This is a genomic window from Longitalea arenae (assembly GCF_016924755.1).
GTDB classification, from domain to species: Bacteria; Bacteroidota; Bacteroidia; order Chitinophagales; family Chitinophagaceae; genus Niastella; species Niastella arenae.
Genome location: NZ_JAFFJX010000005.1, coordinates 337,698 through 364,432, shown reverse-complemented (window position 1 = coordinate 364,432; position 26,735 = coordinate 337,698). Strand labels below are relative to the sequence as shown.

Genomic DNA, 26,735 nt, shown 5'->3' with positions numbered 1-26,735 from the left:
TCGATAATGTGATAATGGAACAGCCGCAACGGGGCTGTATTCATCAGCACATCAGCACATCAGCTAATTAGCTAATTGACCAGGCTAATTGGCTATTTGGTAAAGGTCATGGTAAATAAAATTCTCTTATCGTTCACTTCCTTTTCATTCATCACCCACAAGGGGTGATAGTTCCCCTTCGCCCAGTCATCGATAAAATTATCATAGTATTTGCTCCCGGGATTACCGCTTTGTCCGCCCGGATAAATTCCCCATGCCTCTGTTTTATCCTTCAACTCAACGATCATACGCCAGCTGGGCCCATGAAACTGCCGTGTGGCATTGATGATGTTTGAGCCGCCGCCGGTCATTACGTGAAAACGGCTTAAGGGCGCCAGGCGCAGCAAATGACGGATGCCTGCATCTTTGTATCTGCCCCAGTTCAGCGTACCCTGTTTATCGGCCATTGAAATAACCGGCACTGTTTTTTTAAAGGCCGCTGTCACTGCATCCTGTACGGTTTCTACAGGCGCGGTACCCATATTGTCGGCAAATTTGAAATTCGCAATCGAAAGACATTTCAACAATGTGGCTTCTTCCGGTATGGCAACCGGTTTAGTGGCTATATCCAGCTCATCATCCCAAACTTCTTTCTCCAGGTTATCGAACCACAATTGAAAAATAGCAGGCGCTTTTTCAGCAGCGTCATTGCGCATATTCCAGCCACGCAAAATATCGAGGTATTTTTTCTGATCTGCATCCAAAGTACTTTCATCTACATGCGCCATCAATACCGGTAAAGCATATTCTGCAAACACATTGTAATTATCTGTCTGCATTTTCTTCATATCATCGATGGTGATATTGTTCATTCGCTGCAGGTAGCGGTTGATGATAATGCCGCGGTAAATGGGATTGCTTCCACCCAGATAATATGGGTAGGAAGTGTCTGTTGCCGCCTGGTTGGCGCTGCTTACAAAACCACGGGCAGCAATGGTATCGTGCGGGTTTTCATCCTGCTTTATGGCGCCCTGCCACAAATAGGAGCTGTCGATGCCCGGCATAATAAAATCGCCCTGGCGCCGCCATTTGGCCGGAAATTTTCCCTGCTGCCAGATGGCTACCGCTCCGCTCTTTGAAGCGAACACAAAGTTCTGACCCGGACAGGCAAAATATTTAATGGCCTCTTCGTAATCGGCATAATTCTTCATGCGGTTCAACAGGTAAAATGTCCTCAGCTCGTTGGATGGGTCATGCGCTTTCCAGCGGACTGCATAATTATTGTTCGCAGAAGAACGGCCGCTCCCGGTGAAGGAATTATCATACTGCACCGGCCCGAATATGGTATAGGCAACTGTATCATAAAAGGCTTGCGCTCCTTTTATTTTGAAGGTATCGATACGCAGATCGGTTTGCCGCCAGCCGCCGTTGAATTCGTATTCCTGTTTGCTTTTGTCTTTAAAATGAACATTGAAATAATCTTTCACATCGCGGCCTGCATTGGTAACACCCCAGGAGCAGCTGTCGTTAAAGCCAATGATCACAGCCGGTGAGCCGGGAAAACTAACCCCATACACATTGTGCTGCGGCGTATGCAATTGCATTTCGAACCAAAGTGATGGCAGGTTCAGTCCGAGATGCGGATCGTTGCATAAGATGGGCCGGCCGCTTTTCGTTTTCGTACCATTCACCGCCCAGTTATTACTGCCATTGTTCTTATCGGGTTTGTTTACCGGTGTAATATTGATGCTGGAAAATGTATTCCATTTAAAATATAATGAATCGGCCGAGGCAGGCGTTTGCGGAAGAACAGCCGGCGCACTAAACGGTGTACCCCTGGGCACAATGGGATCCAGGGAATCCTGCATTATGGGGTAGAGCAGCTCAAAATCTTCCTCACTCAATACGTTGCGAACATTGGTATATTCAAAATCATTTTCCGAACCCGTGAGGTCATAGCTCATGTATTTGAGGAAAAGCGCTGTTTTCAGATTGCTCCAGTGTTCCGGTACGTAATTCAGCAAGCGGTATTCCAGCGGTAATTCATTAGCAGGCAAATGATCGATGTAGGCATTGATACCGGCAGTGTATGCATCGAGCAGTCTTTTGGTGGCTTCATCCCTTTCCATACTGTCGAGCGAACGGCGCGCGCCATAGCGCATGCCTACCCGGCGCATATTGCGGTCATAATTCAGGTAGGCGTCATTGGGACCGGCGCCCAGTATTTCAGCTAAACGGCCGGCTGCTGCATGGGTTTGGAATTCCATTTGCCAGAGACGGAATTTGGCATGGATGTAGCCCTGCACGAAATAGAGGTCATCATCGTTCTGCGCAAATACGTGCGGCACCATTCTGTCGTCGAAGTACACCTGCACTTTGTCTTTTAACTGCGGAAAATGAAGATCGAGGTTTGGCTGAGCATTAACAGGCTCCGCATTCTGCCAGAAGCCGGTTTGCGGACTGAGAAAACTACCCAGCGGCGGAATGCTGCCTATAGGTTTACTTAACGTAATGATCAAACCTATAGTGACAACTACGGTAACAATAAATGGAATAATGCGCATAAAGCTAATTCACATCGGGGGTTAGAAGGTTTTTTAAAAGTAGGACTTTTTTTGAAATGCGATCGGGGTTTAATGGGCGGGGCGGTTGGGAAATCGTATTTGCCGGGTTGGTTTACCCAAGAATTACCACAAAGTTGTATTGTAAGGAATACATCTTATGCTGAAATTTGTAGGGCGATCAAAGCAACAGAGACCTTAAAAAGCCTAAGTGAGATGGAAACGCGGGATTATCTATGGAAAAAGCGGGTGCTGGCTTTATTATTTGCCGCACTCTTACTATTAGCAGTACTTGTATAGCAATTATACATATAAGTTGTTCGCAGTTCAGTAGTCATCAGCAATCGTTTAGTTCATCAACCTTAGAGGTTACAGTCCGTGGTACCAAGCCTCCCGATGTATCGGGAGGCTTTCTTTTTGCTAAAATAACACTCCTTAAAGAGCATAATTTTATTCATCAAGCAAAGAATATCAGGAGCTCCCCGCCCACCCCGGGCAAAAACGACGCTGGTCATTCACCACTGCCGCAGGGCATAATCAAATACACAATTCTTGAAATTTTAGTAACTTACCTATCAGTTCTTTTATTTATTCGTCACCTAAATATTGTTTGCTATGAAAAAGACAGCCCTTTACGCCATGGCAATGCTGTTGGTTCCATGGCTGTCCTGCACCAATGATCCGGTGCAGAACCTTGCAAATCCTCCCTCAGGTACGAAAGCCAGGATGATACTCCCGCCGGTGCAGGACACCGTACTACAAAGTGGCAGAAAGAACATTTACCTTGCCGGACACCGCAACCAACCCGGATTCTTTATTGAACGTTATATTTTCCCGCCCGGATACAAAGGCATGCCACATGTGCACAATTCCGACCTTTATGTTACCATCCTCAGTGGTTCAGCACATATTGTAATGGATAAGGTATTTGATACTACGGTAAATGCGATGGCTTATGGCCCCGGAAGTTATCTGGTGATCAAGGCCGACCAACCCCACTATGAGTGGTTTACCGAAGAATGTACGATGCAGGTATCGGGTATAGGGCCGAATGAGACATATTATATACCTGAAGCCGAAACGAAGAAGCCATGAGTTGTGGCTTGCGGCAATCAGGATTTTAACATGCCAGTCAATAGATGCATTTCCTCCAATGTATTGAACGCATGTAATACAATGCGCAGCCGCTCTTTTCCAGCCGGAACCGTAGGATATAAGATGGGGCGTACATCCAGGCCGGCAGCCTGCAGGGCAGCTGCCGCCGCTTTTACCTGATCATTACCAGGTATGATCACTACTTGTATCGGTGTGTCTGAGACCCCTTTTTCCCAGCGTATTGCGGCCGTTTGGAAGCTGCTGATCAGTTCCTGCAAATGCGCCCTTTCTGCATGCATTGCCGGAAACAACGTATAGGCAGCACGGATAGCAGCCACACTGGCTTCGGGCAGGGCCGTACTATAAATAAAGGAACGGCAGAAATTCACCAGGTAGTTTCGCAATTGCTCACTGCCCAGCACAACAGCGCCATGGCAACCCACGGCCTTGCCAAACGTGTGAATGCGGGCAAAACAATGCGCCTGCAGGTTCAGGTGCTGAACCAGTCCCTCTCCTGTTGCACCCACTACGCCCGTGGCATGGGCTTCATCTACGATCAGGTGTGCGCCATATTGCTCGCAGAGGGCGCTGATGGCTGGTAAGGGAGCCTGATCGCCATCCATGGAGAAAACCGATTCTGTGACCACGAAAATGGTTCCGGTGGCAGCCTGCAGCCTTTTTTCGAGGTCTGCCAGATCATTATGCCGGAAAGAAAAAGAATGGGCAAAACTCAATCGGATACCATCACGCAGGGAAGCATGACTGAGATAATCGTAAATGATGGTGTCGCCACGCTGCGGCACACAGCTTAATAAACCCAGGTTGGCATCATACCCCGAATTGAAGATCAGTGCGGCCCGGGCGTCGTGAAAGGCCGCCAGCATTTTTTCCGTTTCTTCTGCCAGCACATAATTCCCGGCCAGCAAGCGTGAACCGGTAGAACCATGTTTATATGCTGTAGAGGCGTTTTCCCCCAGCTTTTTTTCGATCAACTGATGGCGCACAATGCCCAGGTAATCGTTCGAGCAGAAATCGGTCTTGCCCTCACGCAGGATCAGCCGGCGGAAAGCGTTCTGCTGCTGCCGCTCATTGAGTTTTTTCAGGAGGAAGTCGTCGTTCATAATTAAAGCTGGTGGCGCCAGCCGAAGCAAATATATCGCACATACGTGTTAACTTTGGGCACTTTATGAGCAGTACCAACGAAACCAAGAATATATTAGGCTTACACCTGCCTACCGACCCGCGGTGGGTGAATCTGGCCGAAATGTCACTGGAGCATATTCTTACCGACCATGCATACTGTGAGCAAAAAGCGGCTACCAGCTGTATTTCGCTGATCCAGCGGTACAGCGACAAAGAAAAGCTGGTGAACGAACTGGCGCCCATCGTTACCGAGGAATGGGGGCATTTCAGGCTGGTGCTGGCCGAACTGCAAAAACGCGATCTGAAGCTGGGTAAACAGCGGAAAGATGAATATGTGAACCAGTTATTACAGTTTGAAATAAAGGGCGGCACCGAAGAACAACGCCTGCTGGATAGATTATTGATCTGCGCCCTCATAGAAGCCCGCAGCTGCGAACGCTTTAAACGCCTCAGCGAAGGCCTGGATGATGAATACCTGCGCAATTTCTACCGCCGCTTTATGGAAAGTGAAGCCGGCCATTATCACTTGTTCATCGAACTGGCAGAAACATATGTAGAAAAAACCAAAGTGCGCAAACGCTGGCAGGAATGGCTTAGTTACGAGGCGGAGTTGATGCAGAAGCTGGAAGTAAGGGGAGACAGGATGCATTAATGGTTTATGGTTTGTAGTTTATTGTTTTTAGTTGCTGCCGCATTTTGAGATTCCTGATTGGACATCAGCTCGCGCTTTAAGAAACCATAAACCATAAACCATAAACCATAAACTATAAACCCTGCAATCGTTCGAGATACACTTTAACATACTCATCTATCTTTTTCCTGCGATACTGCATTACCCAACGCGGATGCGGTAAGGGAATGATCTCTTCAAAGAACCGATGTTTTGCATTCAGCTTTTGGAATATTTTATAATTGGTGCCCTCGCCCAGGCAATAACACAGTTCCCGGGTAGTGGCAATAGATCGTAACTGTTCATTGATGCACTGAATAATGTACGGCTCACTGTCTCTCAGCAATTCCTTATCGTCATAATAGTTCAGGTTAACGCCATTTTTGGTAAAACCCAGCGGCGATAAAGCCGTAATAAAGAAATCACCATAAAATGCTTCCGGTCCGCCATATGCGTCAATTACGGCATAAATGAAATGGGAAGACAATTCTGCTTTTTTGGGCAGTTCGTTGTCGATGCCGCATATCTCTTTCAGTTTAATAGGATCGGTAAAGGGAACACCGGTTATGCCGCCGCCAAAACGCCCCGGATTGATGCCGAAAATGAATCTGCGCGGTTGATGATCATGGTAAAATTTATGATAGAATGTTTCGGCCAGCTGCCAGGCGGCTGCGTCGGTAAATGGGTTCATGATCGCTACACCGGCAGGTAATCTAAGCTTAGGCGACAGGTTTTTGTAAAAATTCAGGATAGCATACGATTGCGTAAGTTTTTCAGCGGCGGTCTTCATGTTCGCTTATTTGGTATTTTGGCATCCCTAAATTATATGTAAAAATAAGGCTATGAACCGAAGATCATTTGTCAAAAATACCGGACTGGCCGCAGCCGGTTTTGCTATTTTACCAACAGCGCAATCATTTGCTGCGGCTGAGCCCGCCGTTAAGCTCGGTTTTATTGGCGTGGGCCTCCGCGGGCAAAGGCACCTCGACAATGCCCTTCGGCGTAAAGATGTACAGGTAGTAGCCATTTGCGATATCGATGACCGGATGCTGGAAATGTCGGCAGAACTGTTTAAAAAAGCCGGCAAGCCGGTGGCCAAAGTTTTCAAAGGCGATCCCAATGCCTGGAAAAAACTGCTGGAATTAAAAGAACTCGATGCTGTGATCATTTCCACCCCCTGGGAATGGCATGCGCCCATGATCATCGGCAGCCTCGAAGCAGGTATAAAATATATTGGTACAGAAGTGATGCTGGGTATTACCCTGCAGGATCACTGGGATGTGGTAAAGGCGGCCGAAAAATACCGGGCTCAGGTGATGATGCTCGAAAATGTTTGTTACCGCCGCGATGTAATGGCGGTATTGAATATGGTGCGGCAGGGATTGTTTGGTGAGATCATTCACCTGCAGGGCGGCTATCAGCACGACCTGCGCCATGTGAAATTCAATGATGGCAAAAAAGCCTATGGCGGCGGGGTTGAATTTGGTGAAAAAGCCTTTTCTGAAGCCCGCTGGAGAACGGAACATTCCATTCATCGTAACGGTGATTTATATCCCACCCATGGCATTGGCCCCATTGCAGAAATGATCAACATTAACCGTGGCAACCGCTTTGTATCACTTTCTTCTTTTGCGAGCAAATCACGCGGCCTGCATGAGTATATTGTGAAGAATGGCGGTGATCAACATCCCAATGCCAAACTGGCTTTTAAACTGGGCGATGTAGTGACCACCATGATCCGCTGCGCCAATGGGGAAACGATCCTGTTACAGCACGATACCAACCTGCCCCGCCCCTATTCACTGGGCTTTCGCGTACAGGGCACCAAAGGCATCTGGATGGATCTGAACCAGTCCCTGTACATTGAAGGTGTAAGCAAAACCAACGACAAATGGGAAGATGCCAAAGCCTACCTCGACCAATACGATCACCCTTTATGGAAACGCTGGGGCGCTTCTACGGAAGGCGCCGGTCATGGCGGTATGGACTTCTTCGTATTACATGCTTTTGTTGAAGCGGTGAAACGCAAGACGGCAACGCCAATGGATGTATATGATGCCGCTGCCTGGAGCGCTATTACGCCGCTGAGTGAGCAAAGTATCGAGCTGGGTAATGAAACGGTAGAATTTCCTGACTTCACCGGCGGGCAATGGATGTTCAGGAAGAATACGTTTGCATTGAATGACGAGTTCTGATAAGTCGTTACTCTCGTTTGTAGTTTGTAGTTTGTGGTTGCTGCGGCGCTTCGAGGTTCGAAATTGATTTTGAACTACAGCATGAAGGAACAACAAACCATAAACCACAAACCATAAACGCCTACAAGATTTACAGGTACAATGTTTTATTGCAAAAAATACCTGATATCCTCATCCAAATTCAGGAACGGGTATTTTCTTTGCAGTTCCTGCGCTTTTTCAAGGTGCGCTTTTAAAAACCGTTTATGTGCTTCGGTAGATGGCTGAAAAGGTTTGTGCTTGCGCGCTATCACGATCTTCTTAATTTCTTCCGCCAGTTGCTGCGCTTTCTCGTCAACATAATGCCGCATGAATTTATCGAGCACAAACTGCGTAGCCTGATAATTGGGATGCACCATATCGATGTCGTAAAAACGGTAATCGCGCAGCACATCTATGACCAGTTCATAAGCGGGGAAATAATAGAGCCTGTCGAACTTATTCACGAGGTGATGCACAACTTCTATCAACCGGGCCTTGCTGCGGTTATTATCAATAACCCCGTCGCGAATATGGCGCACCGGGCTAACCGTAAAGATCACTTTTATGCCGGGATTGAACTGGAACAACTGGTGTAAACAGTTGTCGAGCATGGTGGTGGTTTCTTCAATCGTCAGCAGGTGTTTGTTGAACCAGCCTGCCGGCGTGCGATGGTTGTTCGCAACGGCTCCCCGTACTGCGCCGCGCCGGAACGACTGGGGCACCTGTTCGGTTAGCCGGTATGAAAAAGAGGTGCCTAAGGTTATGATCAGCCAGTTGGCCGTTTTTAAATAAGCATGCGCCTCCTGCTGCGAGGCATTGATGCCCCGCAGGCACTCCTGCAGATCGGTTTTGGAAAAGCGGCTGTGGTGCTGCCAGCTTTGCCAAACCTCGTTATAATAAAAAAGCTCTTCGGTTTGATACTGTTTATTCTGAATGTAAGAAACCAGGCTGCTCACCACACTGGCCGGGTCAAACAAGATCCCATTGGGATTTTGCAGCACCCCGAATTTGAGCTCATCGAGCTTTTCGCCAATATGCTCCGTAAAACAAGAGCCCATTAACATGATATTGTCCTGGTAGTTAATTGGCGTCGACAGGGTTGGAATATGAATCGGTATCTGGAGGTCCATAATCACATTTATCTGGTTTATACATTTCAAGATAAGGTATCCTTTTCAAGGGAAGCTGATCAACCAATAGCGATTGCTTTGTAATAGGTGTAGTTATAGCGAAGGGCAGTGACTGTTGTTACATTAAGCAAGAGAGAATGAAAATACAGATCGTTGCAAAGCGGCGGGCTGTGCCATGATCCATTTACGCGTTCAGGGAAACCGTAGTGCGGTACCCCAAAGGTGAATTTCATAAGGTAAATATTTCGTTAGCTAAGGTAACACTTTTAGCCAGCGCTGTTTTATTTAACCCCGGCAAATTCTCATATTGTTCTAAATATGATATGAGCCATTCGGTATCCATATTTCCTACCAGTTCATCATTGGCCATGGGACATCCGCCGATGCCTTTCAGGGCGCCGTCGAAGCGCCGGCAGCCGGCCTGCCAGGCCGCTTCTATTTTGGCAATGCGGTTGTGCGGACTGCTATGCAGGTGCACTCCTATTTCATGACCGGGTAATTGCCTGATCACATAACTGGTAATGGCATTCACCTGGTCGGGTGTTGCCAGTCCCACCGTATCGGCCAGGGAAATAATAGATACACCCAGGTCTGCGATCCGGTTCACCCAGTCGAAAACGATGGCTGCCGACCAGGGATCGCCATAGGGATTACCAAATCCCATGGAGATATAAATGACCAGTTGCTTGCCGCTCTGTTCACAAATGCGTTGGATCTCGATGACCCGTTGCAGGGATTCTTCCATTGTGCTATTGGTATTGCGCAGCTGAAAGGTGGCAGATACGGAAAACGGAAATCCCAGGTAATCGATCTCTTCAAAGGCGGCAGCGTCTTCAGCGCCACGTACATTGGCTATGATGGCCAATAATTTTGTGTCTGTTTCAACTGGTGAGTCTTTCAACCCTTTTAATACTGCTGCCGTATCGGCCATCTGCGGTATGGCTTTGGCCGATACAAAACTGCCAAAATCGAGGGTATGAAAGCCTACCTGCAACAAGGCATTCAGGTATTCGATCTTTTTCTCCGTAGGAATAAATACCGGCCAGCCCTGCATCGCATCGCGGGGACATTCGATTAACTTAATCGCATCTTCCTTTTTTCTTTCTACAACCATAATTTCGGTTTTATGGTTTTTTGTTTGTGGTTTGTGGTTCTTTCATGCTAAACGCCCCACCTTATGCAGTCTTCCCTATCTTCTCACCGCCTGCTAATACTGTATTCATTATCACATTATCAAATTATCAAATTATCACATTATCACGTTGCTGTTATTCTTTTCTTCATGGCCTCATATAAAACGATCCCCGTAGCTACCGATACGTTGAACGATTCAAAGTTCCCGGCCATGGGTATCTTTATCTTTTCATCGCAGATCTTCATTAGGGCAGGGAATACACCGTTCTCTTCATTGCCCATCACAATGCAGCAGGGCTCTGCATAATCCACTTCATAAAGGAATTTTTCAGCGGTCATTTCCGTAGCGAATACTTTTATGCCGTTGAGGTGCAGGGTGTCTACCGCTTTCATTAAACTGTTCACCCGGCAGATATTGATCTTTTCTAAAGCACCTGCAGAAGACTTCATGGCTTCTTCATTCAGGGCCCCTACCCCTTTATCGGGAATAATGATGGCCTGCGCACCGCAGCAAACGGCACTGCGGGCAATGGCGCCAATATTACGCACATCGGTTATGCCATCCAGTATTACGAACAGCGGGGTTTCACCATTGCCGAGCACATGATCGATCACCTGTTGCAGGTCCATATACTGCACCAAACCGGCAATGGCTATACAGCCCTGGTGATTGGCTTTTGTAAACGATAGCAGCTTTTCAGGCGGCACCTGCTGAATGGGAATATTATGTTCGCGGGCCAGCTGGCGAATGGTGCCGATGGCATCCCCGCTTACATTTCGCTGAAAGAAGATCTTGTCGATGGGCCTGCCCGATTGAATCGCTTCAATTATGGGCTGGCGGCCTATGATCAAAGCCGATTTATTAATACCTGGTCTTTTTTTATGAAATCCGTCCATCAGCCAACATGAGTTTTACTTTATAAATGGCAGCTACCGTCATGGAATCGGTGATCTCGCCGCGTTCTACCATTTGATAGGCTTCTTCAAAGGGCAGTTTTTTTACCTGTAATTCTTCCGTTTCTTCGGGACTGGCCGTATGCTGGCTCAGCCGGCGGGCCAGGTAGATGATCGCATATTCATCCGTAACAGAATTGCTTAAATGCATCTCTACTATTCTCGTGAATTCTTCTGCCATCAGCCCCGTTTCTTCCTGCAATTCCCTTTTGGCCGATTCCACCGGATCTACGTCCAAAGCGCCACCGCCTTCAGGCATTTCCCAGCTGTACTGGTTCAGCGGAAAGCGGTATTGCCCCACCAGGTAGGTATTCAGGTCCTCATCCAGCGGCAGTACGCCGATCGCAATACCTTTGAAATGTACCGTACCATAAATACCTTTTCCGCCCGAGGGATTGATCACATCGAACTCAGTAAGCCTGATCCAGGGATTTTCGTATACCTTCTTTTCACCTAAAACCTTCCAGGGATTGTGTTGTTCATTCATGGATCGAAATTATAAATTATGCTACAAATAAACAGCCCCGTTGCGGTTAAACCGGAACAGGGCTGAATAATATAATGAAATAAAGCTTATTATCTGATACCGAAAGCCTGTTTGATCTTTTTTACATAATCCAGTTTCTCCCAGGTAAACAGTTCTACTTTTTTCTTAACGGTTTTGCCATCGGGCGCAACGAATGTTTTTTCAACGATCTCCGGCTGACGGCCCATGTGCCCGTAAGCAGCTGTTTCGCTGTAAATAGGATTACGCAGCTTTAAGCGTTGCTCAATGAAATAAGGACGCATATCGAAGATCTGGGCTACGCGTTTGGCAATTTCACCATCGGTCAGTTCAACTTTGGCGGTGCCATAGGTATTAATGTACAATCCCATAGGTTGGGCAACACCAATAGCGTAAGAAACCTGTACCAGCACTTCTTCACACAAACCTGAAGCTACCAGGTTCTTGGCAATGTGACGGGTAGCATAAGCCGCAGATCGGTCAACTTTCGAAGGGTCTTTTCCGCTGAAGGCGCCACCACCGTGTGCACCTTTACCACCGTAGGTATCTACGATGATCTTACGGCCGGTTAAGCCGGTATCGCCGTGCGGTCCACCGATCACGAATTTACCAGTGGGGTTGATATGATACTTGATCTTATCGTTGAAGAGGTGTGCGTATTTTTTATACTTGGCTTTCACGCGCGGGATCAGGATATTGATCACATCATCCTTGATCTTTTTTGCCATTTTGGTTTCAGAATCGAAATCATCGTGTTGTGTGCTTACCACAATGGCGTCGATACGAACGGGTTTATTATTATCGTCGTACTCAAGAGTTACCTGGCTTTTGGCATCAGGACGCAGGTATTTGATCTGTTTGCCTTCGCGGCGAAGGGCAGCCAGTTCAATTAATAATTTATGGGCAATGTCCAATGCCAGGGGCATATAATCCTCTGTTTCGTTGGTTGCATAACCAAACATCATACCCTGGTCGCCGGCGCCCTGTTCTTCTTTCTTGGATTTGTCAACACCCTGGTTGATATCAGCAGACTGTTCGTGAATAGCTGATAATACCCCGCAGGAGCTGGCTTCGAACATGTATTCGCTCTTGGTATAACCAATTTTGCGGATCACTTCGCGGGCTATTTCCTGAACATCAAGGTATGCTTTTGACTTAACTTCTCCTGCCAGCACTACCTGACCGGTAGTAACCAATGTTTCGCAGGCTACTTTAGATTGAGGATCAAATGCCAGGAAGTTGTCAATAAGGGCATCAGAAATTTGATCAGCTATTTTATCAGGATGGCCTTCCGAAACACTCTCAGAAGTAAATAAGTAAGGCATAGTACTTTTTGTTTGTTGGAATTGAATAGAATATTAATGGGTAAATATATAAGTTCTAAGTGATAAGAGCTACGTTTTAAGTCATTGACAAATGTAATTGTTGATTACTTGTGAACATCCTATACATTTAACTTATCACCTGAGACCTGTTACTTGGTAAGATCGTGGTATAATTGAAGATAATCAGTCAGATCAGACTCGGCATTATAGGTGAGCACCTTTTTGCCTTTTACTTTACCGAACTCTTCCACCAGCTTTTTATCCACTTTCTCGGCGCCGAAAGTGATGGCATCCGCGTAAGTGGCCCCGCCCCGCATCATTGCATTGGTAGTGCCATCTTTGAAAGGCTCCAGGTCTTTTTCTTTTACAAAAGAACTGATAGAAGCGATCTTCAGGAAATCATCACCCAGCTTTTCTTTATGCGAATTGTTGCCGATGGTATAAATGACCTTGCTATGCGAAAACACCGGTTCTTTTTTATAAGCGGTCTTTTGGTACAGGGGGATCAAACCGGTCATCCAGCCGCTGCAATGAATGATATCAGGCGGCCAGCCGAATTTTTTTACCGTTTCCAAAGCGCCTTTGCAGAAAAACACCGTGCGCAGATCATTGTCCTCAAACCACTTTTCGCCTTCATCGTGGAATATAAATTTACGTTTGAACAGGTCTTCATTGTCGAGGAAGTACACCTGTAATCGTGCATTGGGTAAAGAAGCTACTTTAATTTGAAGAGGATAATCGTCATTACCTACCGAAACATTAATGCCCGACAACCGAACCACTTCATGAAGGCGATGACGTCTTTCGTTGATGACCCCGAACCGGGGCATGATACAACGTACTTCAAAGCCATTTTCATTTGCCTTTATTGCCAACCGGTTAACTGTTTCGGAGAATTCCGTTAATTCCAGGTAGGGGGACATTTCGTTAGCAATAAATAAAATTCTTTTCTTTGTCAGCATTATAGATAATAGTTAATGAGCTAACTTTTAAAAATCAGGGTGCAAAGTTAAGGTTTTTTTATTAGTTCTGATCGGCCTTTGCAGGCAAAGCGGCTCCGGTATACAGCATATGTTCCTAAACCGGACCGGGAACCTATATTTTTTGAATGAATGATGAATAAGGCCTCCATAGAAACAGGAACAGGGCGGCCATAAAACTTAAAATTTCGTTAAATGATCATTTTCAAATATGCCGGAGCGCTTGCCAGGTATATTCATCAACAGAAAAACGCAGGGAAACAAACGGGTTTTGTGCCCACCATGGGAGCCCTTCACGACGGTCATATCGCCCTGATCGACCGCTCTAAAAAGGATACGGACCTGACCGTTTGCAGCATATTCGTAAATCCTACGCAGTTCAATAATCCGGTTGATTATCAGAAATATCCCAACACCATTGAAAAGGACATCATGAAACTGGAGGCAGCCGGCTGCGACGTATTGTTCCTGCCAGCCATTGCGGAAATGTATCCCAATGGCACCAGCGGCCTGGAACAGTATGACCTCGGTTATCTGGAAACCCTGCTGGAAGGAAAATACCGCCCGGGACATTTTCAGGGGGTTTGCCAGGTGATGAACCGGCTGCTGACCATGGTTCAGCCGCACTTATTATTTATGGGACAGAAAGATTACCAGCAATGTATGGTGGTAAGCCGCCTGCTGCAGCTTATGCAATCGTCCATTACGCTGATAACCTGCCCTACCCTGCGGGAACCCGATGGACTGGCCATGAGCAGCCGCAACCTGCGCCTCTCCCCCGAAGACCGGCATAAAGCTACCGCCATTTATAAAAGCCTTACCCTTATTAAAGAAGCATACAACCAACACATAGCCTGGGCTGTTATAAAGGACAAAGCCACCAAATTGCTCACCGGCGCCGGCTTCAGGATCGATTACGTTGAACTGGCCGACGCCAATACCCTGGAACCCGCCGTGGCAAACGCCGATAGTAAAGATGAGCAGCCCCGGGTTGCCTTGATAGCCGCTTTCCTGAGTGATGTGCGATTAATTGATAATATGTTGGTATGATCGGTTCAACAATTAATACGTAGCTTGCGCCCGTTTTATAAAATCGAATAACAAAAACAAGACATGGAGATAGAAATACTGAAGTCAAAAATTCACCGCGTAACGATTACGGAAGCTAACCTCAATTATGTAGGTAGCTTAACACTGGATGAAGACCTGATGGAAGCGGCCAACATGATCGAATACGAAAAAGTACAGATCGTGAACGTGAACAATGGTTCCCGCATTGAAACCTATCTTATTAAAGGGAAACGCGGTTCAGGCGTTTGCTGTTTGAACGGTCCTGCTGCCCGCCAGGGTGCTGTAGGCGATATTGTGATCGTGATCTCTTATGCTACCATGGATTTTGACAAAGCAAAACATTTCAAACCTTCAGTTGTATTTCCGCAAACAGGAAACAAGCTGTAACACATTGGCATTTCAACTAATGTTTACCCTTTCTTCTATTAAGTAAATGTTACAAGTTACAGGTTTCAGCTCACAGGGTACACCTACCTTGCAACTTGCAGTCTGAAACCTGTAACTTTGAAAAACAATCGCCCCGGTATGAATAAAAAAATCCTGAGCATATTACAGTATCTCCTTTTCCTGGGGCTCAGTATTTTTTTGGTATGGTGGTCAATTAAAGATATCTCCGACAGCGACTGGGTAAAAATTAAGGATGCCTTCCGCAACGCGAATTACCTGCTTATTTTGCCGGTCATGTGCACCTTGTTATTGAGCCATTACAGCAGGGCCGTACGATGGAAGATCCTGATGGAGCCGCTGGGCTACAAACCCAGGATCTTCAATACTTATATGGCCGTGTTGATCGGCTATATGGCCAACCTGGCCGTTCCCCGTTTAGGCGAAGTATTAAAATGCACTATCCTGGCCCGTTATGAAAAGGTTCCCGCCGATAAACTGGTAGGCACCATCGTGGCTGAGCGTGCATTTGATGTCTTATGCCTGGCGCTGGTCATCATCATCACTTTGCTTACCCAGGCCGATCTGATCGGCGGTTATATCAACGATGCTTTGAATGACATCCTTAGCTCGAAAACTGGTTCATTTTCGGCAACAAAGATCATTATCCTGCTGGCCCTTCTTTTGGTGGCAGTCGTTGCTGTGATCATTGTATTTAAAAAGTTCGGCCATATCAAATTCATTCAAAAGGTAAAGACTGTTTTTTCAGGCATCTGGCATGGTATCACCAGCGTACGTTACCTGAAGAATAAAGGCTGGTTCATCTTTCATACCCTATTGATCTGGAGCATGTACCTGCTGAGCGTGCAGATCGGTTTTTGGGCCATGAGAGAAACTTCCGCATTCGGCATTCCGCAGGCATTATCGGTATTGACCATGGGCAGCCTGGCGATGATCGTACCTGTACCCGGTGGCGGCCTTGGTGTATATCCGCTGTTTGTTGAAAGAACATTGAAGGCATATGCACTGGCAGGCTCCCTCGGCTTTGCATTTGGCCAGCTCATGTGGTCGGTGCAATTCTTTTTTGCATTGATCAGCGGATTTATTGCTTTGAGTGTATTACCCTACTTTAATAAAAGAACAACCGTAAATGAGAAAAGCTGATGTCATCAGTACCAGGATATGTACATTAAATGAAGCATTGCATAAAATAGGGCAATGGCGCATAACCGGAAAGACCGTAGCATTCACCAATGGGGTTTTTGATATCTTACATCGTGGTCATATTTTTTCGCTGTCGCAGGCAGCTGCCGAAGCCGATTATTTAGTGGTTGGGTTGAATTCCGACGCCAGTACAAAACGCTTGAAAGGCAATAGCCGCCCGGTAAATGATGAACAATCGAGGGCCCTGGTGCTGGCAGCACTGCTCATGGTGGATATGGTGGTCATTTTTGAAGAAGATACGCCGCTTAATTTGATCACTACTCTTCAGCCTGATGTATTGGTTAAAGGGGGCGATTATACGCTGGAGCAGATCGTTGGCGCCAGGGAAGTGATGGCGGCTGGCGGTAAAGTGATTATCAATCCAATTGTAGAAGGCTTTTCAACCACAGGCATCATTCAGAGAATGAATTCATAGCATTTGGAATGTAGGAAATCTGTGAAAATAATTATGAGCTGTGAAATTTGAACAACGATAAACAACAAACCATAAACCATAAACCATAAACCATAAACTACATTCTATGTAATCGTTCAACCTCCTGAACGATCTTTTCCATTTCCCGCTCATCGCCATTGGCATTATAAGGCTGTTTGAGGTTGCTGCCAAATACAAAGGCAACGGTTTGCCAGGCCCTGGCAGTAAATCCGCCTTTATATTCCTTGATGATATTATAGCAGTTATTACCGGTTTGCCGGTTAATGAGTTTCATTAAAACTTTTCCCTGGTAAATAGAGAGCTCGCTCAGCGGCTCGGCAAACTGTTTCTTCAATTCTTTTTCGCGGGAGTGGATGTATTTCTTTTTTTCCTTTTCAGGCATGGTGGCAATGCGCGCATTGATATCGTTCATTATGGCGCCGGCCCGGCGGGCATAGGGATAGGTAACGTATATGGCATTACGCAGCCGCGTCCATTCCTGTCTTCTTTTCAATAAATGCTTGGGATAGGGCGCCTGCACCCAGGTCCATTCGAGGGTTTGCACCGGCACATATTCACCGCCGTGAATTTCTGCGGGAACGGGAATGGTATCATTCGGACCCAACTGGGGTAAGGGAATCGTATCGGGAGCCGTTTGGCTGAATGCTGCACTCATAGATACAGCAACAAACGCCAAAACCGCTAAAAATCTCCTTAATATTTTCCTTTCTGCAGTCATTCCAATGTTACTAATATAGTACAAAATTATCTGTAATTATAATTCCGAAAGACACGAAATGTAACCCACGTTGCTGCTGCACAATTCTTAAATAAATATTAAGTCCGCAGGTTAAAATTACAATACGGAAACTGCAAAGGAATCAGTTGGGGCGATTGGTTTAATTAAATAAGACTAATTACTTATAATGAACGAATAGGTTCTTTTTATAATAAGTTACTGCCGTTAAGAGTTTGTGGTTTGTGGTTTATAGTTTATTGTTCCCATACAGGGAAGTCTTAACCATAAACTTTGAACTGAAAACTGTGAACAGAGAACTGTGAACTTATAACAGTTTTATCCTGCGCACAATACTTATTACAAAACCCGCTATCATGAGAATAACCCCGAGCCAAACGAGATTTATGAAAGGGAATTGCAACACTTTCAGGGCCAGGAAAGGCGTCAGGCGGGAAGATTCCTTCACGCTGATCTCTAAATGCTTATCATCGGCTATACGGGTAAGGCCAATAGCCAGTCCCTCCGAATGCACCGTGTCGAGCACATATTGAGCACCATTGTTCCGCACATAAAACACGGGTTTGGCTGTCAGCTTCTGCTGTTCTTTTGTGATCACCGTAAGATTGGCCATGATCGCCGTGTCCCTACTGGTGAATTTGTGCTTTTCATCATTTGGGTTTACAGTAACACTGTCGAGGATCATAAAACCTTCTGAATAATAAACGGTGTCACCGGTCTTCACCACATGATTTTTGAATTGCGCCGTATCGGAAGCCTCCTCCAATGAGCTGGCGTGGTTCACATAGCTGAAAATATCTTTATTCCAGTAATGGCGCGAATCGGGGTTGTTCGACATACCCTCCTGCCCCTTCGTATTTTTGATAAGGTTGGGATAGAGGGTGAATTTGTCTTTGCCATCTTTCCGCTCCATATCTACCTGGAAATAGGTGATATTGCCATTTTCGTTCACGGAATCCCGCACATAGGTGGCCCAGTACTTACCCATATCGGTTTTTACATCGCGGAAAAGGGTCAGGTTCTCAAAACCCTCTTTAGCGCGCTCAGGGCCAAAATTCAGCGGGTTGAAAGTATTTACCGAAAGCACTTCTTTTTTAGAGGAAGAGATGAGGATACCCACCAGCATGAGCCCGAAGCCCAAATGCGCTACCGAAGCGCCGGCTGCTTTCAGTTTACCGTTCAATCCTGTAAAAATGTAGCCGGCATTCGCGATCACCGCATATACCGAAGCAAACAAAGCCAGGTGAATGGCTGCCAGGAAGCCAAGTCCGTATTTCGTATAGTTGATGTTGCCAAAATAGCTGATCGAAACCGACACCAGCACAGCAATGATCGTAGCCCACATCACTTTTTTAGTGAAATACGCTTTTGCCGTGTTCCTGTATTTCAGGTACTGGCCGATGGCCGTTAACACCCCGATCACGATGGCCACAAAGATCTGGATCCGGTTATAGGGAAATTCTTTGTCTTCCCCGATCACGAGGCTGGTACCGAACAGTTTATTGATAATAGGGAAAGAAGTAGGAATGATAATGGCCATGGCCGACAGGAACAATACCAGCGAACCGATGAACATCCAGAATTCCCGGCTGCTGAATTCTTCTTCTTTGGCAATCTGCGGGATCTTTTTATACCGTACGATCAGCAGGGCCAGGGATGGAACAATAAAGGCGAACAGCCAGGTACGCAGCTGCCAGTTCATGCCCGAATCAACGAAAGCATGCACCGAGGTATCCTGCAGATCACCGCTGCGGGTAAGATATGTTGAGTACAATACCAGCAGAAAACTCAGGATAAAGAACACATGCGTAGCCCTTAAGGAATGGCCTGTGGAATTGTAAATAAGCTGGGTGTGAATACCGGCGATCATGATCAGCCAGGGAACCAGGGAAGCGTTCTCAACCGGGTCCCAGGCCCAATACCCCCCGAAAGTGAGGGATTCATAGGCCCAGGCGCCGCCCATCATGATACCCAGGCCAAAAATGGCCCCGGAAAATAATGACCAGGGTAAGGCCTGTTTTGTCCAGCCGCCGAAATCTTTTTTCCACAGACCGGCGATGGAGAAAGCAAAAGGCACCAGGGTGCTGGCATAACCGAGGAACAATACCGGCGGGTGGATCACCATCCAGTAATTCTGCAGCAACTGGTTGAGACCGTTGCCGTTAAATATTTTGGGCTGACTGAGATAATCTTTAGCGGAGAACACCGGCGCATCCTGAAACTGGTGCCGGGTGAGTAAAAAGGGACTGCTGCCCACTTTTATATCGAAAATATACACACCCAGGATCATGGTTGCCAGGCAAAGCTGGGCGAAGCTGATGACGGTCATTACCGGCGCTTCCCATTTTTTGGCCGTGCGGATCAATACCAGGCCAATTAAGGCATGCCATACCGCCCACAACAGGAATGCCCCCTCCTGCCCTTCCCAGATGCTGCTCAGCAGGTATTTGGGCTTCAGGGACCGGTCAGAGTGGTTCCAGGCGTAAAAATATTCGTGAAAGTGATTGGCAATGATGATAAATATGATGCTGAAAACAGCCAGAACAGAGGCGGCATCGATCATAAATGCAATACGCGCCAGTTTTTTCCAGCCATCGTGGTCTTGGGGTGAAGTGGCATTAGAGGCCTTGAAATAGGCAATAGTAGCTACAAGTGACGCTACCAGGGAAAGCACAACCAGGAAATGTCCCAACTGACCGGGTAACAGGTGTTCACCGATATACTTCATTACAGCTTTTTAATTTTGAGTCAGATTGTTCTGCGCAGCCTTGGGATCGTCTTTATACTTGGAAGGACATTTAATAAGGATACCGTCTTTACGGGTAATTTCAAATACTTCGCCTTGCATTTTTCCTTTCAGCACAATACGATCACTTTTCTCCATGTCAAAAGGCTTTTCGAAATAATAACGCACCTGCGCCTTGTTTCCCAGTGAATCGATCACGTAAAATTGAGTTAAGTTGGGATTTTTGGCAGGGTCGTATTCGATGGGCGTTGCCACCGATTTGTCGAGTTTGGCAATAACAGTTACCGTTTTTCCTTCTTTCTGACGGGCCGAGGCCAGGGTTTCATAGGTCGACAGGTCGGCCATAAAGCTCAGGAGGATCATGATGCAGACCGCAATGCCCACAAGAATAACAATATGGATCTTTTTCATCTGAAATGTTTATCGTAACGCCTTGAAGACGTGGCACAATTGTTTTATGCACCGCAAAGTTAGTTCAAAAACATATTGAGGGGTGGATAGATTTTAATTATATGTCAATAGACAAATCTTTAACATTTCGATCACTGGAAGTCATTGTTGCCGGTTACCGGTTTCCGGTCACCAGGCCGCTGACCGAAGTAAATTAATTGCCAGGTACCTGTATTGAATACTGATGCTGTCGGATGGACTGGCTGCGGGAGAGTGGGAACTGGTATCTGGCGACTGGTAACCGGCGACCGGCGACCGGTAACCCTCCTAACAAACGTATGCTTGTTTATCCATTATTTTTTTGCCGCCTGCCATTCCTGTGCTACCTTGCATCCCGTTTTTTTTTGCGTAGTATGATATATGATTTATGACAGACCTATCTCATTTTGATCCTAACGGGGCCAGTAACCCAAATAATAACATTTTTGGACTGCCCTTCACAGAAGAAGACGCCCGTTTGGTTATCCTGCCGGTGCCCTGGGAAGTAACAGTAAGCTATAATGCCGGAACCGCGCGGGCAGCCGATCATATATTTAAAGCCAGCATGCAGGTTGATCTTTTCGACCCTGACACCAAAGAGTCCTGGCGACAGGGTTTTTTTATGCGCTCGCCCGATAAAAAGATCCTGCTGAAAAGCGATTACCTGCGCAAAGAAGCCGAATTATACATCGATTATATTTCCAAAGGCGAGGTACTGGAGAAGAATTTCTTCATGTGCAAATCGCTTAAAGAGATCAATGAAGGCGGCAAATTTTTGAACAACTGGGTATACGAACAAACAAAACAGTTGATCAACCGCAATAAACTGGTAGCCCTGCTTGGCGGCGACCACAGCATTGTATTGGGCTTCATTAAGGCCATGGCTGAAAAACATGGCGATATCGGCGTATTGCAAATTGATGCGCATTGCGACCTGCGTGCATCGTATGAGCTCTTTACATACAGCCATGCCAGTGTTATGTACAATGCGCTTAATGAAATTCCTTCGCTTACCCATCTCGTACAGCTGGGCGCGCGTGATTACTGCCAGGAAGAATGGCAATATATAAAGAATAACCAGGGCCGCGTAACCACTTATTTCGATAAAGACATTAAGGAACGCCAGTTCGAGGGAGAGACCTGGAAACAGATCACCGATGAGATCGTAAGCAAATTGCCCCAAAAGGTATTGCTTAGTTTTGATGTTGACGGACTGGACCCTAAATTGTGCCCCAATACTGGCACACCGGTACAGGGTGGTTTTGAAACCGAACAGATCTTCTACCTGCTTAAAAAAGTAGTGCAAAGCGGCCGTGAGTTCATCGGTTTCGACCTCGTTGAAATAGGCGTAGGCGATAATAATGAATGGGATGCCAATGTAGGTGCGCATATTTTATGGAGATTAGCCAACCTGCTGGTGGCCAGCAACCAATAAAGCGCCTATGGTATATCAGTATGTTGTTACCCTCAAAAATCAAAGTCACCGGTATATCGATATACTGGGCTTAATTCTCAGTCTTTTTTCTGTCGTTTGTTTTAGTTTGGAATTATTCACCAGCCGCAACGTAAGCCTGGCGCTGGTTGGCAGTTTGGCGGTATTGGGCTTCGTGATCTGGAACCTTATACTCGCTGCCAAAAAACGGAAGGTCTATTACAGCCGCTCCTTATTGATAGCTGCGCTGGTATGGATGAAAATGCCCTACTTTCAATGGCTGGCTTTTGTTTTTATCATCCTCGCCTTACTTGAATACCAGGTAAAATATTCCGTCGAGATCGGTTTCTCCGATAACGAGATCGTAATAAACTCTCTCTTCAAAAAAAGATACCACTGGAAACATTTCAGCAATATTGTGCTGAAAGATGGATTACTCACCCTCGACTTCACCAATAATCGCATTTTACAGCGCGAAGTCGAAGACGATGAAGACGACGATGCGGATGAAGATGAGTTTAACGACTACTGCAGAAAGCAATTAGCGAATGCGATGATTAGCTGATACGGTTGCCGGTTACCAGTTGCCGGTTACCAGTTGCCGGTTACCGGTTACCAGTTGCCGGTTGCCAGTTGCCGGTTACCAGTTACCAGTTACCGGTTACCAGTTGCCGGTTACCGGTTACCAGTTGCCAGTTGCCGGTTGCCGGTTACCAGTTGCCGATTGCCGGTTCCTGTTACCGGTCATTAAGTTGATTCGAGGTTCTAAGTTTGTGTTACAGGTTACAAGGGTACAGGTTTCAGGGCTTCACTTTCAACCCTAATGAGAACTGTAAACGCTTCAACATTGCCCATTCACCATTGACCATTCACCATTGCCCATCACCATTGCCCATTGCCTATTGCCCATTGCCCATTGACCATTGCCCATTGCCCATTGCCTATTGCCTATTGCCCATTGACCATTGCCCATTCACCATTGACCATTCACCATTCACCATTGCCCATTGCCCATTGCCTATTGCCTATTGCCTATTGCCCATTGACCATTGCCCATTCACCGCTACTTGCCAGTTTTCCCTACATTTGTCGAAAATGCACCATATGGATCTTCTCGCCTCCTTAAAAATAAGCAAACAGAACCCGGGTGTTTCAACAGGTTTATCGCCCCTTGCTGCGCATGGTGCGGTCATAGAATCTTTTTCGCCTGTAGATGGTAAACTGATCGCAACGGTACAGACTGCCGATAAAAGTGATTATGACCTGGTAGTGGCAAAAGCACAGGAAGCTTTCCTCGAATGGCGTACCTGGCCGGCGCCTAAACGGGGCGAGATCGTGCGCCAGATCGGCGATGCGCTGCGGGCGTATAAAGAACCGTTGGGCAAACTGGTGTCCTATGAAATGGGCAAAAGCCTGCAGGAAGGCCTGGGCGAAGTACAGGAAATGATCGATATCTGCGATTTTGCCGTGGGCCTGTCGCGTCAGTTATACGGGTTAACTATGCACAGCGAACGGCCAGCCCACCGGATGTATGAACAATGGCATCCCCTTGGCATTGTGGGCATTATTTCCGCCTTTAATTTCCCCGTAGCGGTATGGAGCTGGAACAGCATGCTGGCCTGGATCTGTGGCAATGTATGCATCTGGAAACCTTCTGAAAAAACACCGGTATGTGCAGTAGCCTGTCATAATATTATCCAGGAAGTGTTTAAACGGAACAATGTGCCCGATGGTATAAACGGACTGGTGGTTGGCGGGCGTGAAGTAGGTGAATGGTTATCGGCCGACACCCGTATTCCGCTGGTATCGGCTACCGGTTCAACGCGTATGGGCAAGGCCGTGGCAGCCACTGTTGGCGCCCGCCTTGGCAGGGCCCTGCTGGAACTGGGTGGCAATAATGCCATCATCATTTCAAAACATGCCGACCTGGATATTGCCATCCGCGGGGCGGTCTTTGGCGCTGTGGGCACAGCCGGTCAGCGCTGTACCACTACACGGCGGCTGATCATTCACGAAGAAGTATACGATACCATAAAAGATAAACTGGTAGCCGCGTATAACCAATTGCGTATTGGCGACCCGCTTGATGAGAACAACCATGTAGGCCCGCTGATCGACCGGGATGCGGTTGTTGGCTATCAAAAAGCGCTGGATGCCTGTAAACAAGAAGGTGGCCGCTTTATTGTGGAAGGCGGTGTACTGGATGGCAATGGTTATGAAAGCGGATGTTATGTTAAACCCTGCATTGCAGAAGTAGAACCTCATTATAAGATCGTTGAACAGGAAACCTTCGCGCCTATTTTGTATTTAATGAAATACAGTACGCTCGACGATGCCATTGCCATTCAAAACGGTGTACCGCAGGGGCTGTCGTCCAGTATTATGACCCTGAACCTGCGTGAAGCAGAACAGTTCCTCTCTGCAGCCGGCAGTGATTGTGGTATTGCCAATGTAAATATCGGCACTTCGGGGGCAGAAATCGGCGGCGCATTCGGCGGCGAAAAAGAAACCGGTGGCGGCCGTGAAAGCGGCAGCGATGCCTGGAAAGCGTATATGCGGCGTCAAACGAACACGATCAATTATTCTACGCAATTACCCTTAGCCCAGGGCATCAAGTTTCATGTATAAAATAGTCAAATGGGTCAAATCAGTCAAATGGGTCAAATTCGTTAGTAGTTATATAACTCATTTGACTGCCTGACTGATTTGACTTCCTGATCTTCAACTTTCCCACCATCAGCTTATAGATTCCCGGCGGCCCCCGAAACAATATAACGGGGTTTAAAACGTTATTTGTTGTCTGTCAAGCTGAAACCGGTATGAAGAAACTTTACTTGCTGCTGTTATTTACCACTGTTATGCATGTTGCCAATTCCCAAATGCGGCTGGGAATTTTGGGTGGTCCTCATTCCTCTTCAGTTATTGAAAAGAACTTTATACCAAACTGGGAAAACACCGTTGAGCCCTTTTATACTAAAAGAAGCGGTATGCATATTGGCCTCATTGGCGAAATTCCGCTCGGTTACAGTAACAAATGGTATTTTCAGCCAGGTATTTTATATATGACCAAGGGCAGAAAATACCAACGCCTGTATGATACTATCCAGGTACAAACAGATACTTTATTTCACAGTAATACTTTTTACACCAACTATATTGATCTTCCGCTCAACTTTACCCTGAAGCTGCCATTGAACAAAAGCCGGAAAAGTAATTTTATCCTCAGTGCCGGTCCTTATCTATCGTTCTTCTATAACGGTAAAGAAACTTCTGAAACAAGGGTCTCCTTCGATGATTCAAGCATCAACTATTCAAAAGATGAGTCGAACATTCAGGTAGGCAAAAACGAGCGCAAGGTAACCACCTTTGATGCAGGCGTAAATGCCCGCGTTGGCTTTGAGTTTGGCAACCTCTTACTCACTGGTTTCATCAGCCAGGGCTTGCTTAATTTCTACGACGCGCCATATAAAGGCACATTTAAACACCGGGTTATTGGAGCCTCTATTGGCTTATGGCTGGGTAAAAAAGTGGTGCTGACCAACGATAAAGACAGCGACGGCGTGCCTGATAAAACAGATGCCTGTCCGGATATCGCCGGTTCAACCAAGGCAGGCGGATGTCCTGACCAGGACGGCGATGGCGTAGCAGACGGCGTTGATAAATGCCCGAACGAACCGGGGCTTGCCCGCGATGCCGGCTGCCCGATCCGTGACCGCGATAATGATACGGTTCTTGACCCTGAAGATAAATGTCCCGATGTGCCAGGCATCATGAAATACCAGGGTTGTCCGCCACCCGATACCGATGGCGATGGCCTCAACGATGAAACGGATCTTTGTCCCGATAAAGCTGGCCCTGCCGAATTCAACGGTTGTCCGGTGCCCGACAGCGATGGCGATGGCATGAATGACCGTGAAGATAAATGTCCTACCGTGGCTGGCGTGCGGGAAAACAATGGTTGTCCGGCGATCAGGAAAGAGATCGTAGAGCGGGTAAGTTATGCCGCTAAAAAAATATTCTTTGCGTCGGGCAGCGATAAGATACTACCGGCCTCCTACAGCGCTCTGAATAATGTGGTGGCCATTCTGCGCGGTGATTCCACGCTTAAACTGGTGGTAGAAGGCCATACAGACAATGTGGGTAGTCCCTCGGGCAATTTGACCTTATCGCAAAAACGGGCTGATGCCGTTAAAAACTACCTGATCCAAAAAGGGCTTGATGCCAGCAGGTTAGAAGCCATTGGCTATGGTCATGAAAATCCGGTTGCCGATAACGGTACAGCGGCGGGCCGCGCAGCCAACCGGCGGGTAGAACTGAAATTATCCAACAACAGGAACCGCTAAGGGGAGCCTGTCTTTTTCAAAAGCAGCGATCTTTATAAAAGGATGAACAAATTACCAGCCACTCATGTAAATAAGATACATGTGTGGCTTTTAATTTTATATTTTGTGCCGGGCGGGAATGAACGTTTGTAAAGCAGCGCAGCTGTTTTTGTAACGAACCCAGTTCCCGGTTCACCTGGTTGTAAGGTTCATGAAATGTTAAGAATTAGTAAAAAACAGGATATTTGGACCCTATTACCATT

25 protein-coding genes are annotated in these 26,735 nt (G+C 46.8%); 12 read left to right on the top strand and 13 right to left on the bottom strand.

What is annotated here, in order from left to right; all coding sequences use genetic code 11:
• Nucleotides 1-92 precede the first annotated feature (92 nt).
• Nucleotides 93-2,543: a penicillin acylase family protein gene (locus tag JT717_RS14150; protein ID WP_205511133.1), complete on the bottom strand. Its 2,451-nt coding sequence runs from the start codon at nucleotides 2,541-2,543 to the stop codon at nucleotides 93-95.
• Between the two features lie 233 nt (nucleotides 2,544-2,776).
• On the opposite strand from JT717_RS14150, the gene JT717_RS14145 reads away from it, so the two are divergent.
• Nucleotides 2,777-3,220 carry a hypothetical protein gene (locus tag JT717_RS14145; protein WP_205511132.1) on the top strand — a complete coding sequence of 148 codons (444 nt, stop codon included), beginning with the start codon at nucleotides 2,777-2,779 and terminating at the stop codon, nucleotides 3,218-3,220.
• Nucleotides 3,156-3,635 carry a cupin domain-containing protein gene (locus JT717_RS14140; RefSeq protein ID WP_205511131.1) on the top strand — a complete coding sequence of 160 codons (480 nt, stop codon included), beginning with the start codon at nucleotides 3,156-3,158 and terminating at the stop codon, nucleotides 3,633-3,635. The genes JT717_RS14145 and JT717_RS14140 overlap by 65 nt, the downstream gene beginning before the upstream one ends.
• Nucleotides 3,636-3,652: 17 nt before the next feature.
• On the opposite strand, the gene JT717_RS14135 is transcribed toward JT717_RS14140, so the two are convergent.
• Nucleotides 3,653-4,756 (bottom strand): aminotransferase class I/II-fold pyridoxal phosphate-dependent enzyme, encoded by a 1,104-nt coding sequence (locus JT717_RS14135; protein WP_205511130.1) that lies wholly within the window; start codon nucleotides 4,754-4,756, stop codon nucleotides 3,653-3,655.
• Nucleotides 4,757-4,821: 65 nt separating this feature from the next.
• Between JT717_RS14135 and JT717_RS14130 the strand changes: the two genes are divergently transcribed.
• Nucleotides 4,822-5,430: a MiaE family protein gene (locus JT717_RS14130; RefSeq protein ID WP_205511129.1), complete on the top strand. Its 609-nt coding sequence runs from the start codon at nucleotides 4,822-4,824 to the stop codon at nucleotides 5,428-5,430.
• Nucleotides 5,431-5,542: 112 nt separating this feature from the next.
• Here the strand turns inward: JT717_RS14130 and JT717_RS14125 are convergent, their stop codons facing one another.
• Nucleotides 5,543-6,238 carry a uracil-DNA glycosylase family protein gene (locus JT717_RS14125; RefSeq protein ID WP_205511128.1) on the bottom strand — a complete coding sequence of 232 codons (696 nt, stop codon included), beginning with the start codon at nucleotides 6,236-6,238 and terminating at the stop codon, nucleotides 5,543-5,545.
• Nucleotides 6,239-6,290: 52 nt separating this feature from the next.
• Here JT717_RS14125 and JT717_RS14120 point away from each other — a divergent pair, with 52 nt between their 5' ends.
• Entirely contained in the window at nucleotides 6,291-7,643 is a 1,353-nt protein-coding gene (locus JT717_RS14120) for a Gfo/Idh/MocA family protein (RefSeq protein WP_205511127.1), read from the top strand.
• A gap of 146 nt (nucleotides 7,644-7,789) precedes the next feature.
• Here the strand turns inward: JT717_RS14120 and JT717_RS14115 are convergent, their stop codons facing one another.
• The 7 genes from JT717_RS14115 to JT717_RS14085 form a co-directional block, all read right to left on the bottom strand.
• Nucleotides 7,790-8,794: a GSCFA domain-containing protein gene (locus JT717_RS14115; protein ID WP_205511126.1), complete on the bottom strand. Its 1,005-nt coding sequence runs from the start codon at nucleotides 8,792-8,794 to the stop codon at nucleotides 7,790-7,792.
• A 59-nt stretch (nucleotides 8,795-8,853) separates the two neighbouring features.
• Nucleotides 8,854-9,027 (bottom strand): hypothetical protein, encoded by a 174-nt coding sequence (locus JT717_RS14110; RefSeq protein WP_205511125.1) that lies wholly within the window; start codon nucleotides 9,025-9,027, stop codon nucleotides 8,854-8,856.
• Complete coding sequence (locus JT717_RS14105) at nucleotides 9,024-9,908, bottom strand: hydroxymethylglutaryl-CoA lyase (RefSeq protein ID WP_205511124.1); 885 nt, start codon at nucleotides 9,906-9,908, stop codon at nucleotides 9,024-9,026. Before JT717_RS14105 ends, JT717_RS14110 begins: the two co-directional genes overlap by 4 nt.
• Nucleotides 9,909-10,051: 143 nt before the next feature.
• On the bottom strand, nucleotides 10,052-10,825 hold the full coding sequence (gene rlmB / locus JT717_RS14100; RefSeq protein WP_205511123.1) for a 23S rRNA (guanosine(2251)-2'-O)-methyltransferase RlmB: 774 nt from the start codon (nucleotides 10,823-10,825) through the stop codon (nucleotides 10,052-10,054).
• Nucleotides 10,809-11,369, bottom strand: coding sequence for an NUDIX domain-containing protein (locus JT717_RS14095; protein ID WP_205511122.1), 561 nt, complete (start codon nucleotides 11,367-11,369; stop codon nucleotides 10,809-10,811). The genes rlmB and JT717_RS14095 overlap by 17 nt, the downstream gene beginning before the upstream one ends.
• Before the next feature lie 89 nt (nucleotides 11,370-11,458).
• Nucleotides 11,459-12,712 carry a methionine adenosyltransferase gene (gene metK, locus JT717_RS14090; RefSeq protein WP_205511121.1) on the bottom strand — a complete coding sequence of 418 codons (1,254 nt, stop codon included), beginning with the start codon at nucleotides 12,710-12,712 and terminating at the stop codon, nucleotides 11,459-11,461.
• Between the two features lie 149 nt (nucleotides 12,713-12,861).
• Nucleotides 12,862-13,674 (bottom strand): glycogen/starch synthase, encoded by an 813-nt coding sequence (locus JT717_RS14085; protein WP_205511120.1) that lies wholly within the window; start codon nucleotides 13,672-13,674, stop codon nucleotides 12,862-12,864.
• 213 nt (nucleotides 13,675-13,887) lie between these two features.
• Here JT717_RS14085 and panC point away from each other — a divergent pair, with 213 nt between their 5' ends.
• The 4 genes from panC to rfaE2 all read left to right on the top strand — a co-directional run bounded on the left by panC (nucleotide 13,888) and on the right by rfaE2 (nucleotide 16,786).
• The gene (panC, locus tag JT717_RS14080; RefSeq protein ID WP_205511119.1) at nucleotides 13,888-14,742 is read left to right on the top strand and encodes a pantoate--beta-alanine ligase; all 855 of its coding nucleotides are present in this window, start codon (nucleotides 13,888-13,890) and stop codon (nucleotides 14,740-14,742) included.
• 63 nt (nucleotides 14,743-14,805) lie between these two features.
• The gene (gene panD, locus JT717_RS14075; protein ID WP_205511118.1) at nucleotides 14,806-15,150 is read left to right on the top strand and encodes an aspartate 1-decarboxylase; all 345 of its coding nucleotides are present in this window, start codon (nucleotides 14,806-14,808) and stop codon (nucleotides 15,148-15,150) included.
• Nucleotides 15,151-15,288: 138 nt separating this feature from the next.
• Nucleotides 15,289-16,311: a lysylphosphatidylglycerol synthase transmembrane domain-containing protein gene (locus JT717_RS14070; protein ID WP_205511117.1), complete on the top strand. Its 1,023-nt coding sequence runs from the start codon at nucleotides 15,289-15,291 to the stop codon at nucleotides 16,309-16,311.
• Nucleotides 16,298-16,786, top strand: a complete 489-nt coding sequence (gene rfaE2 / locus JT717_RS14065; protein ID WP_205511116.1) for a D-glycero-beta-D-manno-heptose 1-phosphate adenylyltransferase — start codon at nucleotides 16,298-16,300, stop codon at nucleotides 16,784-16,786. The genes JT717_RS14070 and rfaE2 overlap by 14 nt, the downstream gene beginning before the upstream one ends.
• Nucleotides 16,787-16,883: 97 nt before the next feature.
• Here rfaE2 and JT717_RS14060 read toward each other — a convergent pair whose 3' ends face one another.
• The 3 genes from JT717_RS14060 to JT717_RS14050 form a co-directional block, all read right to left on the bottom strand.
• Nucleotides 16,884-17,462 (bottom strand): DUF4294 domain-containing protein, encoded by a 579-nt coding sequence (locus JT717_RS14060; RefSeq protein ID WP_240348084.1) that lies wholly within the window; start codon nucleotides 17,460-17,462, stop codon nucleotides 16,884-16,886.
• Between the two features lie 388 nt (nucleotides 17,463-17,850).
• Nucleotides 17,851-20,271, bottom strand: coding sequence for a cytochrome c biogenesis protein CcsA (gene ccsA / locus JT717_RS14055; RefSeq protein WP_205511114.1), 2,421 nt, complete (start codon nucleotides 20,269-20,271; stop codon nucleotides 17,851-17,853).
• Nucleotides 20,272-20,280: 9 nt separating this feature from the next.
• Nucleotides 20,281-20,700 (bottom strand): cytochrome c maturation protein CcmE domain-containing protein, encoded by a 420-nt coding sequence (locus tag JT717_RS14050; RefSeq protein WP_205511113.1) that lies wholly within the window; start codon nucleotides 20,698-20,700, stop codon nucleotides 20,281-20,283.
• 406 nt (nucleotides 20,701-21,106) lie between these two features.
• On the opposite strand from JT717_RS14050, the gene JT717_RS14045 reads away from it, so the two are divergent.
• The 4 genes from JT717_RS14045 to JT717_RS14030 all read left to right on the top strand — a co-directional run bounded on the left by JT717_RS14045 (nucleotide 21,107) and on the right by JT717_RS14030 (nucleotide 26,493).
• Entirely contained in the window at nucleotides 21,107-22,153 is a 1,047-nt protein-coding gene (locus JT717_RS14045; protein WP_205511112.1) for an agmatinase family protein, read from the top strand.
• 7 nt (nucleotides 22,154-22,160) lie between these two features.
• A complete protein-coding gene (locus tag JT717_RS14040; RefSeq protein WP_205511111.1) occupies nucleotides 22,161-22,715 on the top strand; it encodes a hypothetical protein in 555 nt (184 codons plus the stop codon).
• Between the two features lie 539 nt (nucleotides 22,716-23,254).
• Complete coding sequence (gene amaB, locus JT717_RS14035) at nucleotides 23,255-24,778, top strand: L-piperidine-6-carboxylate dehydrogenase (protein ID WP_205511110.1); 1,524 nt, start codon at nucleotides 23,255-23,257, stop codon at nucleotides 24,776-24,778.
• A 191-nt stretch (nucleotides 24,779-24,969) separates the two neighbouring features.
• Nucleotides 24,970-26,493: an OmpA family protein gene (locus JT717_RS14030; protein ID WP_205511109.1), complete on the top strand. Its 1,524-nt coding sequence runs from the start codon at nucleotides 24,970-24,972 to the stop codon at nucleotides 26,491-26,493.
• The last annotated feature ends 242 nt before the right edge of the window (nucleotides 26,494-26,735 follow it).

Bases quoted from the DNA above. Each gene is read 5' to 3' on its own strand.
- ccsA (WP_205511114.1), bottom strand. From the start codon at position 20,271: ATGAAGTATATCGGTGAACACCTGTTACCCGGTCAGTTGGGACATTTC.
- JT717_RS14095 (WP_205511122.1), bottom strand. From the start codon at position 11,369: ATGAATGAACAACACAATCCCTGGAAGGTTTTAGGTGAAAAGAAGGTA.
- JT717_RS14070 (WP_205511117.1), top strand. From the start codon at position 15,289: ATGAATAAAAAAATCCTGAGCATATTACAGTATCTCCTTTTCCTGGGG.
- amaB (WP_205511110.1), top strand. From the start codon at position 23,255: ATGGATCTTCTCGCCTCCTTAAAAATAAGCAAACAGAACCCGGGTGTT.
- JT717_RS14105 (WP_205511124.1), bottom strand. From the start codon at position 9,908: ATGGTTGTAGAAAGAAAAAAGGAAGATGCGATTAAGTTAATCGAATGT.
- JT717_RS14045 (WP_205511112.1), top strand. From the start codon at position 21,107: ATGACAGACCTATCTCATTTTGATCCTAACGGGGCCAGTAACCCAAAT.
- JT717_RS14150 (WP_205511133.1), bottom strand. From the start codon at position 2,543: ATGCGCATTATTCCATTTATTGTTACCGTAGTTGTCACTATAGGTTTG.
- JT717_RS14140 (WP_205511131.1), top strand. From the start codon at position 3,156: ATGAAAAAGACAGCCCTTTACGCCATGGCAATGCTGTTGGTTCCATGG.
- JT717_RS14110 (WP_205511125.1), bottom strand. From the start codon at position 9,027: ATGAAATTCACCTTTGGGGTACCGCACTACGGTTTCCCTGAACGCGTA.
- JT717_RS14040 (WP_205511111.1), top strand. From the start codon at position 22,161: ATGGTATATCAGTATGTTGTTACCCTCAAAAATCAAAGTCACCGGTAT.
- JT717_RS14115 (WP_205511126.1), bottom strand. From the start codon at position 8,794: ATGGACCTCCAGATACCGATTCATATTCCAACCCTGTCGACGCCAATT.
- JT717_RS14060 (WP_240348084.1), bottom strand. From the start codon at position 17,462: ATGAGTGCAGCATTCAGCCAAACGGCTCCCGATACGATTCCCTTACCC.
- panD (WP_205511118.1), top strand. From the start codon at position 14,806: ATGGAGATAGAAATACTGAAGTCAAAAATTCACCGCGTAACGATTACG.
- panC (WP_205511119.1), top strand. From the start codon at position 13,888: ATGATCATTTTCAAATATGCCGGAGCGCTTGCCAGGTATATTCATCAA.
- JT717_RS14135 (WP_205511130.1), bottom strand. From the start codon at position 4,756: ATGAACGACGACTTCCTCCTGAAAAAACTCAATGAGCGGCAGCAGCAG.
- JT717_RS14125 (WP_205511128.1), bottom strand. From the start codon at position 6,238: ATGAAGACCGCCGCTGAAAAACTTACGCAATCGTATGCTATCCTGAAT.
- JT717_RS14050 (WP_205511113.1), bottom strand. From the start codon at position 20,700: ATGAAAAAGATCCATATTGTTATTCTTGTGGGCATTGCGGTCTGCATC.
- JT717_RS14085 (WP_205511120.1), bottom strand. From the start codon at position 13,674: ATGCTGACAAAGAAAAGAATTTTATTTATTGCTAACGAAATGTCCCCC.
- JT717_RS14120 (WP_205511127.1), top strand. From the start codon at position 6,291: ATGAACCGAAGATCATTTGTCAAAAATACCGGACTGGCCGCAGCCGGT.
- JT717_RS14130 (WP_205511129.1), top strand. From the start codon at position 4,822: ATGAGCAGTACCAACGAAACCAAGAATATATTAGGCTTACACCTGCCT.
- metK (WP_205511121.1), bottom strand. From the start codon at position 12,712: ATGCCTTACTTATTTACTTCTGAGAGTGTTTCGGAAGGCCATCCTGAT.
- rfaE2 (WP_205511116.1), top strand. From the start codon at position 16,298: ATGAGAAAAGCTGATGTCATCAGTACCAGGATATGTACATTAAATGAA.
- rlmB (WP_205511123.1), bottom strand. From the start codon at position 10,825: ATGGACGGATTTCATAAAAAAAGACCAGGTATTAATAAATCGGCTTTG.
- JT717_RS14145 (WP_205511132.1), top strand. From the start codon at position 2,777: ATGGAAAAAGCGGGTGCTGGCTTTATTATTTGCCGCACTCTTACTATT.
- JT717_RS14030 (WP_205511109.1), top strand. From the start codon at position 24,970: ATGAAGAAACTTTACTTGCTGCTGTTATTTACCACTGTTATGCATGTT.